Here is a 17,519-nt window from a genome sequence, read left to right as displayed (position 1 = left end):
ACCTTGAGTTTACCTGCTGACCCCAGTATTATGACGCGTCATTTTTCAGCCGACCTTTAACACGTTCCTTGCCTCCATGGGCCTCGGCTGACCCAGACAGGAGGCTGAATAATCCGTAAGGAGCAATTCGATGCGTCATTACGAAATCGTTTTTATGGTCCATCCTGACCAGAGCGAACAGGTTCCGGGTATGATCGAACGCTACACTGCTGCCATCACTGGTGCAGAAGGCACGATCCACCGTCTGGAAGACTGGGGCCGCCGTCAGCTGGCTTACCCGATCAACAAACTGCACAAAGCTCACTACGTTCTGATGAACGTTGAAGCGCCGCAGGAAGTGATCGATGAGCTGGAAACTACCTTCCGCTTCAACGATGCCGTTATCCGCAGCATGGTTATGCGTACTAAACACGCTGTTACCGAAGCATCTCCGATGGTTAAAGCGAAAGACGAGCGTCGTGAACGTCGCGATGATTTCGCTAACGAAACCGCAGATGATGCTGAAGCTGGGGATTCTGAAGAGTAATTTCTGATGACCAACCGTCTGGCGTTGTCCGGCACTGTGTGCAGGGCCCCCCTTCGAAAGGTCAGTCCATCAGGAATTCCTCATTGCCAGTTCGTGCTTGAGCATCGTTCTGTGCAGGAGGAAGCCGGGTTTCACCGGCAGGCGTGGTGCCAAATGCCCGTGATTATTAGCGGACACGAAAACCAGGCCATTACTCACAGTATAACGGTCGGTAGCGCAGTGACCGTTCAGGGGTTCATCTCTTGCCACAAGGCAAAGAACGGCCTGAGCAAAATGGTTCTGCATGCCGAGCAGATTGAATTGATAGATTCTGGAGACTAGCCATATGGCACGTTATTTCCGTCGTCGCAAGTTCTGCCGTTTCACCGCGGAAGGCGTTCAAGAGATCGACTATAAAGATATCGCTACGCTGAAAAACTACATCACCGAAAGCGGTAAGATTGTCCCAAGCCGTATCACCGGTACCCGTGCAAAATACCAGCGTCAGCTGGCTCGCGCTATCAAACGCGCTCGCTACCTGTCCCTGCTGCCGTACACTGATCGTCATCAGTAATCGGTCACGGTCCATTAATACGACTTTGAGAGGATAAGGTAATGCAAGTTATTCTGCTTGATAAAGTAGCAAACCTGGGTAGCCTGGGTGATCAGGTTAACGTTAAAGCGGGCTATGCTCGTAACTTCCTGGTACCACAGGGTAAAGCTGTTCCTGCTACCAAGAAAAACGTTGAATTTTTCGAAGCGCGTCGCGCTGAGCTGGAAGCTAAACTGGCTGACGTTCTGTCCGCTGCTGAAGCTCGTGCTGAGAAAATCAACGCACTGGAAACCGTAACCATCGCGTCTAAAGCTGGCGACGAAGGTAAACTGTTCGGTTCCATCGGTACTCGCGACATCGCTGACGCTGTAACTGCAGCTGGCGTTGAAGTAGCTAAGAGCGAAGTTCGTCTGCCGAACGGCGTTCTGCGTACCACTGGCGAGCACGAAGTGAGCTTCCAGGTTCACAGCGAAGTGTTTGCTAAGCTGACTGTAAACGTAGTTGCAGAATAAGTTTTTATTCTGATGACCGCGTAAAAGCGCCGGCCCTGTGCCGGCGTTTTGCTTTTCTGTTCCCCCGCTTTTCTCTCTGGCTATTCTTTATCCTTTTCGGGATAATCACAAAAATAAAACATTATTTCAAAGTGGTGATGGAATGGAACCAACGCACCAACCTCTGTTTGCGCGTAAAAATGTTGTCTACCTGAGCGCAGCGTTCTGCTGTCTGTTGTGGGGGAGCGCCTATCCGGCGATCAAAAGCGGATATGAGATCTTCCAGATTGCCACGGATGACATTCCCTCAAAGATTGTCTTTGCCGGATATCGCTTTCTGTTTGCGGGATTATTGCTGCTACTGCTGGCGGTAGCGCAGCGTAAACCGATTGGCCGGTTAAGCCCGCGTCAGTACGGCCAACTCACGCTGTTGGGGCTAACGCAAACCTCGCTGCAATACATCTTCTTTTACATTGGCCTGGCGTTCACGACGGGAGTGAAAGGGTCCATCATGAATGCGACCGGGACCTTCTTCAGCGTGCTGCTGGCCCATTTTATCTACCATAACGACAAACTGAGCTACAACAAAGCGCTGGGCTGTATTCTGGGCTTTACCGGTGTAATGGTGGTGAACTTTAGCAGCGGAATGGATTTTAGCTTCAGCCTGTTAGGAGACGGCTCAGTAGTGATGGCAGCCTTTATTCTCTCTGCTGCCACGCTATATGGAAAACGTATTTCTCAGACGGTGGACCCGACGGTAATGACAGGGTACCAGTTGGGCGGTGGCGGCCTGGCGTTGGTTATCGGCGGCTACGCTTTTGGCGGCACGCTAACCGTACACGGTGCGTCTTCGGTGGCGATTCTCGGCTACCTGACGTTACTCTCTTCGGTCGCTTTCGCCTTGTGGAGTATTCTGCTCAAGCATAATCGCGTGGGGATGATTGCGCCGTTTAACTTCCTGATCCCGGTTTCGGGTGCAGTGCTGTCGGCAATATTCCTCGGTGAAAACATTCTCGAATGGAAATATGCGGTAGCGCTGGTGCTGGTGTGTTCGGGGATCTGGTGGGTGAACAAGGTGAAACGCTGACGTTTCACCTTGATGCCTGATGGCGCTATCTCTTATCAGGCCTGGAATCGCGGGGTCACAGTGCTTAACGGGCGCGGATAAAACTGCCGTTAGGCTGGCGGGTAAACAGTACCTGCTGACCATTCCCGGTATCAATGGTTAATCCCGTCACCACGCCATTGGCATTCTGCCTGATCTGTATCATCTGACCGTCTTTCAGATTGCTCAGTGGTTTTCCGGCGCCTTCAACCTGTGCCATCGCATACACATCGGTTGGCGGGAGGTTATGGTCACGGAATACCTGCGCCAGCGTTTTACCTGAGTCTACGCGGTAGGAGCGCCACTGCTGGTCAATTCCGCTATCCTGTTGGAAAGGTTGTGTCTGCGGCTGAGATTGCTGGACCTGAGGCTGGGCATCAGGTTCTCCTTCCTGGATTGGCTCTGGCGCAACCGGAGCGACCTGGCCGGGATCATTTTGCGGCGGGACAAGCTGTGCCTGCAGCTGAGCCTCGGTCGGTGGCTGCGATTGTGACTGTAAATCCAGCTGGGCAGTACGCGTCACCACAGGGGTATCGCTGGTGTCACTGGAAGGGAGCAGGAAACCTATCACCAACACAATAGCAGCAATAATAATGCCGCGGCGGTGCATAGGCGGTAGCGGGTCCATAATGCGAAAATTGTCCGGTGCATGCCAGATTTTCGCCAGGGTTGGTTTTAATTCAAAGCGCCCGGGCATGGCTTTCCTCCTGCTCCGCGTCTCGTTCCTCGATCATAGAGTATAGATGGCTAACGCTATGATGTTCGTCATATTACCCGCTTTCGTGACGTCAACGCGGGATATTCCTATTGTTTATGTTTCCTCGCGATTTGTCATCTGTTCCCGAGACAAAGTTTTACCGGATGCGGCATGGCTGATATGCTGCCCGCTACTTTACATCCGATGAAAGGAAATATGATGGCTAACCCGACTTTTGACACTATCGAAGCGCAAGCAAGCTACGGCATTGGTTTGCAGGTAGGACAACAGCTGAGCGAATCCGGACTGGAAGGACTGTTGCCTGAAGCGCTGGTAGCGGGTATCGCTGACGCGCTGGAAGGTAAGCACCCGGCAGTGCCGGTTGATGTTGTGCATCGCGCACTGCGTGAAATCCACGAACGTGCTGATGCAGTTCGTCGCGAGCGTTTCCAGGCTATGGCGGCTGATGGCGTCAAATATCTGGAAGAAAACCGTGAGAAAGACGGTGTGAACAGCACTGAATCTGGTTTGCAGTTCCGTGTTCTGACCCAGGGTGAAGGTGCTATTCCGGCACGTACTGACCGCGTTCGCGTGCACTACACCGGTAAGCTGATCGATGGTACCGTGTTTGACAGCTCTGTCGCACGTGGCGAACCGGCTGAATTCCCGGTTAACGGCGTAATCCCAGGCTGGATTGAAGCGCTGACCCTGATGCCGGTAGGTTCCAAATGGGAACTGACTATTCCTCAGGAACTGGCTTACGGCGAGCGTGGCGCTGGCGCGTCCATTCCTCCGTTCAGCACGCTGGTGTTCGAAGTTGAGCTGCTTGAGATCCTGTAAGCAGTGACTTCTGTTCCCCCCGAAGCCGGGGGGAGCAAAAAAATAGCGTGAAAAGCTATAGTTACGTCGTTGTCGATATTTTATCTTGCAAATGCCCCATCAGCGTGTATTTTTGTGAGCTGATTCGCGCTATCAGAGTGATATGACACTCACTTTAAACATTAAATTAACATTATATCTAAATCTTAGTATTCATCCCGCCAATTCTTACCTAATATCGATGAGTCCTGATAACAGGATCGTCGTATCATAGACACACTAAAGGCCGTAGAGCCTGAACAACACAGACAGGTACAGGAAGAAAAAACATGGTAGATCAGGTAAAAGTCGACACCGCTGAAGAGGCGTCGTCTGAACAGTCGCTACGGCGCAATCTCACAAACCGTCATATTCAACTTATTGCTATTGGTGGCGCTATCGGTACTGGCCTGTTTATGGGCTCCGGTAAAACCATCAGTCTCGCCGGACCGTCGATCATCTTTGTGTATATGATCATCGGTTTTATGCTGTTTTTCGTGATGCGCGCAATGGGTGAATTGCTGCTCTCGAATCTGGAGTACAAATCGTTTAGTGATTTTGCCTCTGACCTGCTCGGGCCATGGGCCGGGTATTTTACCGGTTGGACCTACTGGTTTTGCTGGGTCGTTACCGGGATGGCAGACGTTGTCGCGATTACCGCGTATGCGCAATTCTGGTTCCCCGAACTCTCAGACTGGGTCGCCTCGCTGGCGGTGATCGTGCTACTGCTGAGCCTTAACCTCGCCACCGTAAAAATGTTCGGTGAGATGGAGTTTTGGTTCGCGATGATCAAAATCGTTGCCATTATCGGCCTGATTGTCGTCGGTCTGGTGATGGTGCTGACGCACTTCCAGTCGCCAACCGGCGTTCAGGCATCGTTTACGCACTTGTGGAATGACGGTGGCTGGTTCCCGAAAGGTCTGAGCGGCTTCTTTGCCGGCTTCCAGATAGCGGTGTTCGCATTTGTGGGTATTGAGCTGGTGGGTACGACCGCAGCAGAAACCAAGGATCCGGAGAAATCTCTGCCGCGCGCCATTAACTCGATTCCAATCCGTATCATCATGTTCTACGTGTTCGCGCTGATCGTGATTATGTCCGTTACACCGTGGAGCTCGGTAGTACCAACCAAGAGCCCATTCGTTGAACTGTTTGTGCTGGTTGGTCTGCCTGCTGCGGCGAGCCTGATCAACTTTGTGGTGCTGACTTCAGCTGCCTCTTCTGCAAACAGCGGCGTGTTCTCTACCAGCCGTATGCTGTTCGGTCTGGCGCAGGAAGGCGTTGCGCCTAAAGCGTTTGCCAAGCTGTCTAAACGCGCAGTTCCGGCGAAGGGTTTAACCTTCTCCTGTATCTGTCTGCTGGGCGGCGTGGTGATGCTGTACGTGAACCCGAGTGTGATTGGCGCCTTCACCATGATCACCACCGTATCTGCGATTTTGTTCATGTTCGTCTGGACCATCATTCTTTGCTCGTACCTGGTGTACCGCAAGCAACGTCCTCACCTGCATGAAAAATCAATCTACAAGATGCCGTTAGGCAAGCTTATGTGCTGGGTATGTATGGCGTTTTTCGTCTTCGTACTGGTACTGCTGACGCTGGAAGATGATACCCGTCAGGCGCTGATCGTCACGCCGTTGTGGTTCATCGCGCTGGGTCTGGGCTGGTTGTTTATCGGTAAGAAACGTATGGCAGGCGTGCGTTAATCGCTAAGACGTGAGATGTAGGCCGGATAAGGCGTTTACGCCGCATCCGGCACTATGCTGGCGGGATTGCCTGATGCGGCTTCGCCTTATCAGGCCTACGTTCGAGGTCGTTGTAGGCCCGGTAAGCGCTAGCGCCACCGGGCTTTTTTATTCACCTGCGAGGGCACGCGGGAACAACACATTGTTTTCCAGGCTGATGTGTTCCATCAGGTCGTCAATCATCTCGTTAATGCCGTTATACATGGCTTTCCAGGTGGTGCAGGCCTCTGGTGGCGGCGTTACGTTATGGGTGATGTGTTTGATCACTTCCACCAGTTCACCCGCATCGTCATGTTCGCTTTCCATCACGCTGATTGGCCCCATCGCCTGGCTACCCATGCCCTGTTTGATCATCGGGAACAGGATCTGTTCTTCTTTCATCATGTGGCTGGACAGCTCTTCATGCAGCATGGTCAGGTTTTTCGCCAGACCGCGCGGTACGTTCGGTTTGTCTGCGTGAACGCGTTCAACTTTAGTGGCCTGCAGGATCAGCTCCGGCAGCTGTTCGCGGTGTCTGTCGTGATAACGCACGATGATATGGTCGATGATTTCAGCCAGAGCCACGGTACGCCAGTCTTTCTCCAGCGGCTGTTCAGCCAGCTGCGCGAGCTGCGCCTCAATAACGTCTAAATCCAGCTCTTTACGCGCGGCAGCGCGTGCCAGCGTTTGCTTACCGCCGCAGCAGTAATCCATATCGTATTTACGAAACAGGGCCGAAGCGCGAGGAATAGAGAGCGCCAGTTCACCTAAAGGTTGATCGCGATAAGACATTGCCGTTACCTCATTCTCAATAATATAAGATGTATTTTAAATGCAACTTATGACGAAGGATATAACCCTTTCGGGGTGGGGTGTTTTGTGATGAGCGTCACGAAAATTTCTTATCTCGTTAAGATGCTGAATCTTATTGGAAAGGAGAAGTACGGCGAAAAAAGCCGCACGACAGGATTAAATAAGCGCACGCCGCTGCCGATAGTTAGACCTCAGACAATACCTGCATAATAAAAGGCTACAGATGTTCAAACGAATCAAAGTGATAACCTTACTTATCACCGTGTTACTCGCGCTGGGCGCAATGCAGCTCATCTCCGCGGGCGTCTTTATTGGCGCACTCAATAACGATAAGCAGAACTTTAACGTGTCTCAACTTTCCAGCCAGAACGTGGCCGAGTTTACCGATGCGTGGATTAGCCTGAACCAGGCTCGCGTCACGCTCAACCGGGGCATGCTGCGTTTACAGGGAACGATGGCCAGCGATATTAACGGCGGTCAGTTGCAGGAGCTGGTGAACACGGCAAATCGCCTGTTGGCCGAATCGAAAGAGCATTACGATAAATACTACGCTCTGCCGGAAACGCCGGGGCTGGATGAGCATCTGGCCGATCGACTGGAAGAGCAGTACGGCATCTATTCTGCGACGCTGGCAAAAATGAACGCGCTGCTGGCTGAAGGAAAGCTGGAAGAGATGTTCAAGCAGAATGCCGAGCAAAAGCAAACGGCCATGCAGGAAGTTTATCGGGAATGGCGTAGCGCGCAAACGGCGCTGGCCGCTGCCGGAGTGCAGGACAATGAGAGTGATTACCAGAAGATAATCTGGCTGCTGTCCGTGGTGATGCTGATTGTCGTCACCGTGATTATCGCCAGTTGGCTGGCGATGCAGCGAGTGCTGCTCAAGCCGCTCCACGAGGTGATGGGACATATTCGCCACATTGCCGCCGGTGACCTGACGCACCCCATCAGCGCCGATGGCAGCAATGAAATGGCGCTGCTGGCAAGTAACGTCCGTGACATGCAGCAGGCGCTGGCGAATACGGTCAGCGTGGTGCGTGACGGGGCCGATACCATCTATACCGGTGCGGGTGAAATCGCCGCAGGCAGTAACGATCTCTCTTCACGTACCGAGCAGCAGGCCGCCTCTCTGGAAGAGACCGCAGCCAGCATGGAACAACTTACCGCAACCGTGAGACAGAACGCAGATAACGCGCGTCAGGCGACCAGTCTGGCAAAAAATGCTTCACAGACGGCGCAAAAAGGCGGAACCGTGGTTGATGGTGTGGTGCGTACGATGGATGAAATCGCCACCAGTTCCAGCAAAATCGCGCAAATTACCAATGTTATCGACGGTATTGCCTTCCAGACCAATATCCTTGCGCTAAACGCGGCGGTGGAAGCGGCGCGTGCGGGCGAGCAGGGGCGCGGATTTGCCGTGGTCGCAGGCGAGGTTCGGACGCTGGCGCAGCGTAGCGCTCAGGCGGCGAAGGAGATCAAAGCGCTGATAGATGACTCAGGGAATCGGGTCAATGCCGGTACGGCGCTGGTGCATGAAGCGGGTGAAACGATGGCGGAAATAGTTAGCGCCGTGACCCGCGTGACCGACATCATGGGGGAGATTGCCTCAGCTTCTGATGAACAAAGTCGGGGTATCGATCAGGTAGGCCAGGCGGTTGCCGAAATGGATCGCGTCACGCAGCAAAACGCCTCGCTGGTAGAAGAGTCCGCTTCCGCCGCTGCAGCGCTTGAAGAGCAGGCCGCACGGTTGAACCAGACGGTAGCGGTGTTTAAGGTGTCGCGCCGGATGGCGGCGTAAACGCCTTATCCGGCCTACATGAGATCGTACAGTCCTTGTAGGCCGGATAAGCAGCGCCATCCGGCATATTATGATTGTGAAACTACCACGACGCTCAGTTTCTGCGGCTTGGCTCTGACGGCTATCACCACCCCAACCATCAGCAGCGCAATACCGCTAACCGTCAGCAGAGGTGGAAATTCCTCGCGCAGAATAAAGGTGTACAACAGGCCAGCCAGCGTTTCGAAGACAATCAACGGGCCGAGGATCACCGTCGGCAATTTTTGGCTGGCGACGTTCCAGCACAGTGCGCCAACCCACGAACACAATACCGCAATGGCTATCATCAGACCGATAAACACGCCCGGACGCGGACCGAAGGGTAGAGCGAAGTCCGGTGTTTGCCCGTTCAGCCACAGGCAGGCGGCAATGTAACCGAGCAGAGAAACGGGCAACGTTACCAGAGCCTGGGCCGTCGCCCACATCATCGGGTGCTTATCCGGGTTCTCGCGCAGCCAGCGGGCATTACGCAGCGCATACCATGCCCAACACACCACCGAGACAAGCGCCAGCGCGATGCCGGAACCATAACGCCAGCCACTAAAGTCTGGTAACCCCTGATTCAGCTCCGAGATATTCACGCACAGCAGTCCTATACCAATCAATACCAGCGCAGGCGACAGACGCCACCATGATAATTTGCCGTCACGCTGGCTGTAGAGTAGGTTAGCGAAGACCGGGATCACCACCGGCAATGTACCAATAATCATCGTGGAGACCGGTGCGCCGGTGCGCTGGATGGCGCTTGCCAGGCAAACGTAATAAATCAGATTCCCCATCATTGTTAGCGTCAGCGCAGTTACCCAGTCTTTCCGCACGAGTTGACGCAGGCGCGCACGTCCCAGCCAGGCAATCGGCAATGCGATCAGCCCCAGCGCCAGATAACGCCCCATCGACTGCAATACCGCCGGGTATTCCGGTACGATCAGCGGTCCAACAAAAATTAATCCCCACATCAGCCCGGCCAACAGGGCATACAACACACCGCTAATCATTTTGGACATCCACATCGTTTAACAATACGTCGAGTGTAGGCAGGAAAAATGCTGCCGTATTGTATGAGATTGCTGATCAACGCCGGACGACTTGTTTCTGATAACGCACCGGCGTAATGCCGTAGCGATGGGTAAACGCGCGGGTGAGATGCGACTGGTCGGTGAGGCCGGTTGCGGCGGCGACCTCTGCGGCGGGCATACCGTAAGTGAGAAAACCTTTGGCTCGCCACAACCGGATCGCCATCAGCATCTGGTGCGGCGTGACGTGGAAATGAGACTTAAACTGGCGCTGAAAATGCCAGGGACTCAGCGATGCAACCCGCGCCAGCTCGTCGAGCGTGACCGGATGCATATAATTATCGTGCAGATACTCACGTACCCGTTCAAAGCGATGCGCCCCCTCCGTTAATACTGGCGCATGGCGGGCCAGCGGCTGGAACGTGTCGATCAGATCGAGTAGAAGGCCTTTTTGCGCCAGCGGATCTTCAGTGTTCCACAGGCCGTGGATCAGCGAGCAGATCTGGCGCGAGCGCAGCGGATCGTGACGCGTTACGTCATGAAACCACCAGTGGCGGATCCCGGTGACCTCTTCCAGAAGGTCGGGTTCAAGATAAATCATCCGATAGCGCCAGCCGTCGGCGGTTTCGGCTTCGCCGGTATGCAGCTCATCGGGATTCATGGTGACGACGGAATGGGCGGGGGCAACATACTGCGTGCCGCGATAGCGAAAACGTTCGGCTCCGGCTTCTATCGCGCCAATGCCAAACGCTTCATGGGTGTGCGGCTCGAAAGCGTAACGCGAGATGTGTGCATGATACAGCTCAACGCCCGGCACCTGCGCCAGATGGCGAAAGCGGGCGCTGTCTTTCTCATCAATAAACTGCTCAGGTACACCTTGCACGTTTTCTCTCCCCACGCATCATCCTGTCATTATCAGAGAGGATGCGCGGGGATGCCACCACAATTAACTAATTTTTAACACTTACACGATGCCTTTGACGCTGTCAGCCAACGAGGTGGTCGGGCGACCAATCAGTTTGCTCAGCGTATGGCTGTCGTCGAACAGACCACCTTTGGAGGCGCCAGTGTCTGAGTCAGCCAGCATGTCCGCCAGCCCGGCAGGCAGGCCTACACCTTTTAGCGCGGCGGCAAAATCTGCTTCGCTCAGGTTCTGATACACCACTTTTTTACCACTCTGTTTTGCCAGCTCGGCAGCCAACTGGCTCAGGGTCCAGCCTGCGTCGCCCGCCAGTTCATAAGTTTTACCGGCGTGACCGTCTTCACTGATGACGCGCGCGGCGGCAGCGGCATAGTCGTCGCGGGTCGCTGAGGCGATTTTGCCTTCACCTGCAGCCCCGATAAACACGCCGTGTTCCAGTGCAGCCGGTGCGCTGGCGAGATAGTTTTCGGTGTACCAGCCGTTACGCAGCAGCGCGTAGGCGATACCGGATTCAGCCAGCATCTTCTCGGTTGCCACATGCTCATCAGCCAGCCCCAGCGGGGAGGTGTCGGCGTGCAGCAGGCTGGTGTAGGCGATGAATTTCACGTGCGCGGCTTTCGCTGCGTTGATCACGTTACGATGCTGCGGGGCACGTTGTCCCACTTCGCTGGAGGAGATTAGCAGTAGCTTGTCGATGCCCTGTAAGGCAGCCGTCAAGGCGGCTTCATCGCTGTAATCCGCCTGACGAACGGTAATGCCCTGCTGGCTAAGCGCCGTCGCTTTAGCGGGATTACGCACAATTGCCACAATCTGGCTGGCAGGAACGGTTTTCAGCAGAGATTCAATAACGTGTTGGCCCAGTAGGCCGGTGGCGCCGGTAATTGCGATCATGGAGTGACTCCTTGGTATTGGTCTTGTGTTTAATCACGCTAACACCTAAACTAACTTTTAGTAAGTACGCACAAAAAGGTTAGTATGAAAATGACAGCTTCGACGCTCTCCCAGCAGTTACGCGATGGCAACTTGTTTGCCGAACAGTGTCCCTCCCGTGAGGTGTTAAAACACGTCACCAGCCGCTGGGGCGTGTTGATTCTGGTGGCGCTGCGCGACGGTACGCACCGTTTCAGCGATTTGCGCCGTAAGATGGGCGGGGTCAGTGAAAAGATGCTGGCGCAATCCCTGCAAGCGTTAGAGCATGACGGGTTTATCAATCGGGTGTCGTATCCGGTGGTGCCGCCGCACGTGGAGTATAGCCTGACGCCGTTGGGTGAGCAGGTGAGCGATAAAGTCGCCGCGCTGGCGGACTGGATAGAACTGAATTTGCCGCAGGTTTTAGCGCAGCGGGACGAACGGGCTGCGTAGTTTTGTAGGCCGGATAAGACGCTATTGCGCCGCATCCGGCACGAAAATTACTTACTTAAATCCAGCTGATAAATAGCGAAACCGATGTCATCGGTCGCGACTTTCTTCAGCGGATACTGGCCTTTCTCTTTAATAAATGCCGCGGCTTTATCAGACGGTGATGTTTCAAAGCGAATATCCAGTGGTGTATCGCTATGAATTGGCGCCAGACGCCAGTTGTTATCTGCCGCCGGGTGAATTTCACCGGCACGCTTCGTCTCAGCACCAATCCAGGCCGCCAGCACCGAGCGGTTTTCATCCGGAGAAGCAAACGCGATGTGGCTGTCGCCGGTTCCGGCAAACTTACCGCCGTAGGCGCGGTAGTTGTTGGTCGCGACGAGGAAGGTGGCATTCGGATCGATTGGTTTGCCGTTAAAGGTCAGATTTTTAATACGTTCCGCTTTCGGGTTAATGGTCTGACATTCACCGTCGTAGCGAGCAGGTTGTGAAACATCAATCTGATAATTCACGCCGTCAATCACGTCGAAGTTATAGGTACGGAAGCCATCCCAGTTAATCAACGACTGTGGTTTGCTGCTGTGGATATCAATCTGATTGAACTGCCCGGCGGAACATTCCAGCCACTCTTTCACCTCTTTGCCACTGGCTTTCACTACCACCAGGGTGTTGGGATAAAGATACAAATCAGCGGCGTTACGGAAGGTTAACTGGCCTTTTTCGACTTCTACGAAGCTTGCCGGATCGTTCTTGCGTCCACCGACCTTAAACGGCGCGGCGGCGGAAAGTACCGGCAGTTTTGCCAGATCCGGATCGCCCTGAATAAAGTGTTCCACATAGGCTTTCTGCGCGTTGTTCACCACCTGTACGGTCGGGTCATCCTGTACCAGCGCCAGATAGCTGTACATGTTGTCGGCGGATTTACCGATCGGTTTGCTGACAAACTCACGCGTGGCGTCGTGATCGGCTTTCAGGATCTCAACGATTTTTTTGTCTTCTGCTGCCAGTGATTTTTTGGCTGCGGCGTCATAGATCGGGCGCGCCTCGGCTTTCGCCTGAGTGACCTGCCATTTACCGCTGTCGTTATTCAGCACTAAATCCACCACGCCCAGGTGATCGCCCCACATACCCGGCATCACAGCAGGAACCCCATTCAGCGTACCTTTTGTGATATCTGCGCCTTTAATATTGGCAAAGTCTTTACCCGGGAAGACGGCGTGAGCGTGACCAAACATAATGGCATCCACGCCCGGTACTTCGCTGAGGTAATAAACGGAGTTTTCCGCCATCGTTTGATATGGGTCGGCAGAAAGCCCGGAGTGAGCAACCACCACCACGACATCGGCGCCTTTTTCTCTCATTTCCGGAACGTATTTGCGTGCAGTTTCCGTAATGTCGTTCACCGTGACTTTGCCGCTGAGGTTGGCTTTATCCCAGGTCATAATCTGCGGTGGCACAAAGCCAATATAGCCAATCTTCAGCGTTTGCTTGTTCCCTTCCTTGTCGACCACCTCAGTGTCTTTGATCAAGTAAGGCGTAAATAGCGGCTTCTTGGTCTTAACGTCGATGATATTGGCGTTAACGTAAGGGAATTTCGCCCCGGCCAGCGCGTTGTACAGATACTCCAGACCGTAGTTGAATTCATGGTTGCCGAGGTTACCCACCGCGTAATCCAGGGTATTCAGCGCCTTATATACCGGGTGAGTTTCGCCCGCTTTCAGCCCCTTGGCCGCCATGTAATCCCCGAGCGGGCTGCCCTGAATCAGATCGCCATTATCAACCAGCACGCTGTTTTTGACTTCACCACGCGCAGCGTTGATCAGACTTGCCGTACGTACCAGACCGAATTTTTCAGTCGGTGTATCTTTGTAATAATCGAAATCCATCATATTGCTATGCAAATCAGTGGTTTCCATTATACGCAGATCGACGGTCGCGGCATTGACGCTGGCTGCAATCAGCGTTGCCAGAAGCGTTGCACTAAACTTAATCATCAGGGGGCATCCTTTTAAGATCTAAGCCACAAAAGAAAATGTATATAAATCTTCTTGCTTACAGAACTGTGAATCATGACATGAATATAGCGTTTAAAACCGCAGACGCTATCACAGTTGGCGGATCCCCTGACGATCGGGTATAAGTAAAACAACGAGTTAACACCACTGACAGAAACGAGGTGGAGAATGCTAGAACATGTATGCCAGCTTGCACGGAACGCGGGCGATGCCATTATGCAGGTCTACAATGGAATCAAACCGATGGAGATTACCAGCAAGCAGGATGATTCTCCGGTCACGGCGGCAGATATCGCCGCGCATACGGTGATCCTCGAAGGATTACTGGCGCTGACGCCGGATATTCCGGTTCTGTCTGAAGAGGCGCCTCCTGGCTGGGATGTTCGCCAGCATTGGCAGCGCTACTGGCTGGTAGACCCGCTGGACGGGACCAAAGAGTTCATTAAGCGTAACGGTGAATTTACCGTCAATATTGCGCTGATCGAGAAAGGAAAGCCGGTTCTGGGCGTGGTTTACGCGCCGGTAATGAAAGTGATGTACAGCGCAGCAGAAGGTAAAGCGTGGAAAGAAGAGTGCGGCGTACGCAAACAAATTCAGGTTCGTGACGCGCGTCCGCCGCTGGTGGTCATTAGCCGCTCGCATGCCGACAATGAGTTAAAAGAGTATCTGCAACAGTTGGGCGAGCACCAGACCACCTCGATTGGCTCATCGCTGAAGTTCTGCCTGGTGGCGGAAGGGCACGCACAGCTGTATCCGCGTTTTGGGCCAACCAACGTGTGGGACACCGCCGCTGGTCATGCCGTTGCCGCCGCAGCCGGAGCGCACGTTCACGACTGGCAGGGGAAACCTCTGGATTACACCCCACGTGAATCGTTCCTCAACCCCGGCTTCCGCGTCTCTATTTACTGAGTAATTTGTGCAGCAGGGCAATTACCTGCTGCACCTCTTCCTGCGTTAATGCGCCATCTTTTGCCCACTGCACGCGTCCGTCCTTGTCGAGTACGACGATAGCGGAACTCTCTTCATCCAGTTGCCAGGCTTTACGCGCAATGCCATTGCTGTCGACAATGAATTGCGACCACGGGTAGAGCTTCTTATTGCTCTCCAGACTGCTGCGCACAAACATACCGGAGCCGGGAATGGCGTCATCCGTGTTGACAATAGTAGTGGTCTGGTATTTGTCGTGCGGCAGGTTGGCGGCTTTGATTGCCTCGATCAGCGTCGCATTTTTCTCTTTGGCGGAGGTGCGTCCGGCAATGTGTTGCACAATTCGCACTTTGCCTGGCAACTGCGCGCTATTCCAGCTTTTGTAGCTAAACTTATCGTTATCGAGAATCAGTTCGCCGCGATCGGCGATCCCCACCGGCGGTACGCGCTGGTCAGTCTCAAACTTATGTGCGGAGGCAATCATCGGCAGTAGCAGGCACGACAGCGCCAGCAGTTTTCGTAAGGTCATAGGTTTTCCTTCTTTCTTTTATTTTGCAGGTGATCCGACCACTTGGGTCTGGAATTTAATCATATGTGCGAATGATGCTTTTTCCCGCAAGCGCGATGCCAGTTTGCGGACGGGCGCACAAATCCTGCGAAAAATGAAGGCTTATACTGAAGACAGCGAAGCGTTGAAAAGATAATTCTGAATAATTGTAACTTGAAGGTAAATAAACTTATACACGCTGGAAACATCAACGAGATAGTCTATAGTCATAGGGCATTAAAATTTGCGCCTGAGGATTGTCGGACCGATTGTGGTACCGCAAAGGCGTAATGCTCAGCAGGAGACAACAATGAAAATTTTCCAACGATACAACCCGCTGCAGGTGGCGAAGTACGTGAAGATCCTGTTTCGTGGACGGTTATATATCAAGGATGTAGGCGCTTTTGAATTTGATAAGGGTAAGATTCTTATCCCAAAAGTGAAGGACAAACTGCATTTTTCCGTGATGTCCGAAGTTAACCGTCAGGTCTTGCGTCTGCAAACTGAGATGGCTTGATCAAAGTGCTATGCAGTAGTTAAAAAAACGGCTCCTGATGGGAGCCGTTGATGTTTCTGTAAGGTGTTAAGACGCCTTTGCCTCTTCTTTTGCATCTGGCAGTTTTGGTACCAGAACGGTAGGTTTACTGTCCAGACGCGTCACCAGCAGCTGATCGATCTTGTAGTTATCGATATCCACCACTTCAAATTTGTAACCTGAATACTTCACCGAGTCGGTGCGTTTCGGGATTTTACGCAGCATGAACATCATAAAGCCGCCGATGGTTTCATAGTTGCCGGACTGCGGGAACTCGTCGATATCCAGCACGCGCATTACGTCATCAATCGGTGTACCGCCGTCGACTAACCATGAGTTTTCATCACGTGCCACAATCTGCTCTTCCAGACCCTGACCTACCAGATCGCCCATCAGCGTCGTCATAACGTCGTTGAGGGTGATAATCCCCACCACCAGCGCGTACTCGTTCATGATGACGGCAAAGTCTTCGCCTGCGGTTTTGAAGCTTTCCAGCGCTTCAGAGAGCGTCAGCGTGTCCGGGACGATCAGCGTATTGCGGATCTGTACGCCGCTGTTCAGCGCCATGCTTTGGTTTGCCAGTACGCGGTTGAGGAGATCCTTTGAATCAACATAACCAATGATGTGGTCGATATCTTCGTTACACACCAGGAATTTGGAGTGCGGATGTTCCGCCACCTTGTTCTTCAGGCTTTGCTCATCTTCATGGAGATCGAACCAGATAATATTCTCGCGCGAGGTCATTGAAGACGGGACGGTACGGGATTCCAGTTCGAACACATTTTCAATCAGCTCATGCTCCTGCTTGCGCAGAACACCCGCCAGCGCACCCGCTTCGACCACGGCGTAAATGTCGTCCGAGGTGATGTCGTCTTTACGCACCATTGGGATCTTAAACAGACGGAAAATGTTGTTTGCCAGACCGTTAAAGAACCACACCAGCGGGCGGAAGACCAGCAGGCAGAAGCGCATCGGGTTGATGATACGCAAAGCCACAGCTTCTGGCGCAATCATACCGATGCGTTTCGGGGTTAAATCCGCGAACAGGATGAACAGGCCAGTAACCAGCGAGAACGACAGAATAAAGCTTAACTGTTCGGACAGCTCTGGAGTGAAGTACTTCGAGAAAAGGCTGTAAAACGCCGGGGAGAATGCTGCATCACCGACGATACCGCCGAGAATGGCGACCGCGTTAAGGCCAATTTGCACGACGGTAAAAAACATGCCGGGGTTTTCCTGCATCTTCAAAACACGTTGTGCGTTTACGTTGCCTTCATCGGCAAGCAGTTTAAGTTTTATTTTGCGTGATGCAGCAAGCGAGATCTCAGATATCGAGAAAAACGCACTCACGGCGATCAGGCAGAGAATGACTAAAATACTGTTTAACATATCTTATCCGACCGTTCGGGTCAGATCCTCGGAAGGGAGAAGTTGATACTCGTCGTCTTTCAAGCTGCAGGTGAGTTAGCTGCACTCATTCACCCCAGTCACATAGTTCTCTATGCTCCTGGGGATTCACGAGTTTGCCGCCTGCCTGCAACTCGAAATCCTTAGAGTATAAATCCAATGGAATATTCATTGAAAACCGGCTCGTGGAAGTGAGCCGGTAAATTCAGAAGCTAGTATA

19 protein-coding genes are annotated in these 17,519 nt (G+C 53.1%); 11 read left to right on the top strand and 8 right to left on the bottom strand.

Annotated features, from left to right (window positions below; genetic code table 11):
- Window positions 1-130 precede the first annotated feature (130 nt).
- From rpsF to OGY13_RS10775, 5 genes are all read left to right on the top strand, one after another.
- Window positions 131-526, top strand: a complete 396-nt coding sequence (rpsF, locus tag OGY13_RS10795; RefSeq protein ID WP_003025672.1) for a 30S ribosomal protein S6 — start codon at window positions 131-133, stop codon at window positions 524-526.
- Between the two features lie 6 nt (window positions 527-532).
- The gene (gene priB, locus OGY13_RS10790) at window positions 533-847 is read left to right on the top strand and encodes a primosomal replication protein N (protein WP_003025674.1); all 315 of its coding nucleotides are present in this window, start codon (window positions 533-535) and stop codon (window positions 845-847) included.
- 4 nt (window positions 848-851) lie between these two features.
- The gene (rpsR, locus tag OGY13_RS10785) at window positions 852-1,079 is read left to right on the top strand and encodes a 30S ribosomal protein S18 (protein ID WP_000135199.1); all 228 of its coding nucleotides are present in this window, start codon (window positions 852-854) and stop codon (window positions 1,077-1,079) included.
- A gap of 41 nt (window positions 1,080-1,120) precedes the next feature.
- Window positions 1,121-1,570, top strand: coding sequence for a 50S ribosomal protein L9 (rplI, locus tag OGY13_RS10780; protein WP_003025676.1), 450 nt, complete (start codon window positions 1,121-1,123; stop codon window positions 1,568-1,570).
- Window positions 1,571-1,712: 142 nt separating this feature from the next.
- Window positions 1,713-2,636, top strand: a complete 924-nt coding sequence (locus tag OGY13_RS10775) for a DMT family transporter (RefSeq protein ID WP_008786017.1) — start codon at window positions 1,713-1,715, stop codon at window positions 2,634-2,636.
- 64 nt (window positions 2,637-2,700) lie between these two features.
- On the opposite strand, the gene OGY13_RS10770 is transcribed toward OGY13_RS10775, so the two are convergent.
- Complete coding sequence (locus OGY13_RS10770) at window positions 2,701-3,351, bottom strand: LysM-like peptidoglycan-binding domain-containing protein (RefSeq protein ID WP_032942177.1); 651 nt, start codon at window positions 3,349-3,351, stop codon at window positions 2,701-2,703.
- Window positions 3,352-3,570: 219 nt separating this feature from the next.
- Between OGY13_RS10770 and bamJ the strand changes: the two genes are divergently transcribed.
- Complete coding sequence (gene bamJ / locus OGY13_RS10765) at window positions 3,571-4,191, top strand: BamJ family beta-barrel-assembly machinery protein (RefSeq protein ID WP_032934269.1); 621 nt, start codon at window positions 3,571-3,573, stop codon at window positions 4,189-4,191.
- A 308-nt stretch (window positions 4,192-4,499) separates the two neighbouring features.
- Complete coding sequence (gene cycA, locus OGY13_RS10760) at window positions 4,500-5,909, top strand: D-serine/D-alanine/glycine transporter (RefSeq protein ID WP_008786019.1); 1,410 nt, start codon at window positions 4,500-4,502, stop codon at window positions 5,907-5,909.
- A gap of 147 nt (window positions 5,910-6,056) precedes the next feature.
- On the opposite strand, the gene ytfE is transcribed toward cycA, so the two are convergent.
- A complete protein-coding gene (gene ytfE, locus OGY13_RS10755) occupies window positions 6,057-6,719 on the bottom strand; it encodes an iron-sulfur cluster repair protein YtfE (protein WP_003025690.1) in 663 nt (220 codons plus the stop codon).
- A 244-nt stretch (window positions 6,720-6,963) separates the two neighbouring features.
- Between ytfE and OGY13_RS10750 the strand changes: the two genes are divergently transcribed.
- Window positions 6,964-8,535 (top strand): methyl-accepting chemotaxis protein, encoded by a 1,572-nt coding sequence (locus OGY13_RS10750; protein ID WP_213752395.1) that lies wholly within the window; start codon window positions 6,964-6,966, stop codon window positions 8,533-8,535.
- Between the two features lie 68 nt (window positions 8,536-8,603).
- Here the strand turns inward: OGY13_RS10750 and OGY13_RS10745 are convergent, their stop codons facing one another.
- From OGY13_RS10745 to OGY13_RS10735, 3 genes are all read right to left on the bottom strand, one after another.
- Entirely contained in the window at window positions 8,604-9,569 is a 966-nt protein-coding gene (locus tag OGY13_RS10745; RefSeq protein WP_125363035.1) for a DMT family transporter, read from the bottom strand.
- A gap of 76 nt (window positions 9,570-9,645) precedes the next feature.
- On the bottom strand, window positions 9,646-10,470 hold the full coding sequence (locus OGY13_RS10740) for an AraC family transcriptional regulator (RefSeq protein ID WP_020996259.1): 825 nt from the start codon (window positions 10,468-10,470) through the stop codon (window positions 9,646-9,648).
- Window positions 10,471-10,551: 81 nt separating this feature from the next.
- Entirely contained in the window at window positions 10,552-11,400 is an 849-nt protein-coding gene (locus OGY13_RS10735) for an SDR family oxidoreductase (RefSeq protein ID WP_213752394.1), read from the bottom strand.
- 90 nt (window positions 11,401-11,490) lie between these two features.
- Between OGY13_RS10735 and OGY13_RS10730 the strand changes: the two genes are divergently transcribed.
- The gene (locus tag OGY13_RS10730; protein ID WP_032934267.1) at window positions 11,491-11,871 is read left to right on the top strand and encodes a winged helix-turn-helix transcriptional regulator; all 381 of its coding nucleotides are present in this window, start codon (window positions 11,491-11,493) and stop codon (window positions 11,869-11,871) included.
- Between the two features lie 47 nt (window positions 11,872-11,918).
- Here OGY13_RS10730 and cpdB read toward each other — a convergent pair whose 3' ends face one another.
- Window positions 11,919-13,862, bottom strand: coding sequence for a 2',3'-cyclic-nucleotide 2'-phosphodiesterase (gene cpdB, locus OGY13_RS10725; RefSeq protein ID WP_213752393.1), 1,944 nt, complete (start codon window positions 13,860-13,862; stop codon window positions 11,919-11,921).
- 189 nt (window positions 13,863-14,051) lie between these two features.
- On the opposite strand from cpdB, the gene cysQ reads away from it, so the two are divergent.
- Window positions 14,052-14,792 carry a 3'(2'),5'-bisphosphate nucleotidase CysQ gene (gene cysQ, locus OGY13_RS10720; protein WP_153753860.1) on the top strand — a complete coding sequence of 247 codons (741 nt, stop codon included), beginning with the start codon at window positions 14,052-14,054 and terminating at the stop codon, window positions 14,790-14,792.
- Here cysQ and OGY13_RS10715 read toward each other — a convergent pair.
- Window positions 14,782-15,339 (bottom strand): YtfJ family protein, encoded by a 558-nt coding sequence (locus OGY13_RS10715; protein WP_003830421.1) that lies wholly within the window; start codon window positions 15,337-15,339, stop codon window positions 14,782-14,784. The genes cysQ and OGY13_RS10715 overlap by 11 nt on opposite strands.
- Before the next feature lie 328 nt (window positions 15,340-15,667).
- Between OGY13_RS10715 and OGY13_RS10710 the strand changes: the two genes are divergently transcribed.
- Window positions 15,668-15,874: a DUF1107 domain-containing protein gene (locus OGY13_RS10710; RefSeq protein ID WP_003025710.1), complete on the top strand. Its 207-nt coding sequence runs from the start codon at window positions 15,668-15,670 to the stop codon at window positions 15,872-15,874.
- Window positions 15,875-15,940: 66 nt separating this feature from the next.
- On the opposite strand, the gene paeA is transcribed toward OGY13_RS10710, so the two are convergent.
- Entirely contained in the window at window positions 15,941-17,281 is a 1,341-nt protein-coding gene (paeA, locus tag OGY13_RS10705) for a polyamine export protein PaeA (protein WP_003830418.1), read from the bottom strand.
- Between the last annotated feature and the right edge of the window lie 238 nt (window positions 17,282-17,519).

This window comes from Citrobacter sp. Cpo045, assembly GCF_030332875.1.
GTDB classification, from domain to species: Bacteria; Pseudomonadota; Gammaproteobacteria; order Enterobacterales; family Enterobacteriaceae; genus Citrobacter; species Citrobacter portucalensis.
The sequence above is the reverse complement of the archived record's forward strand: the minus strand, read 5'-3'. Positions and strand labels throughout refer to the sequence as shown.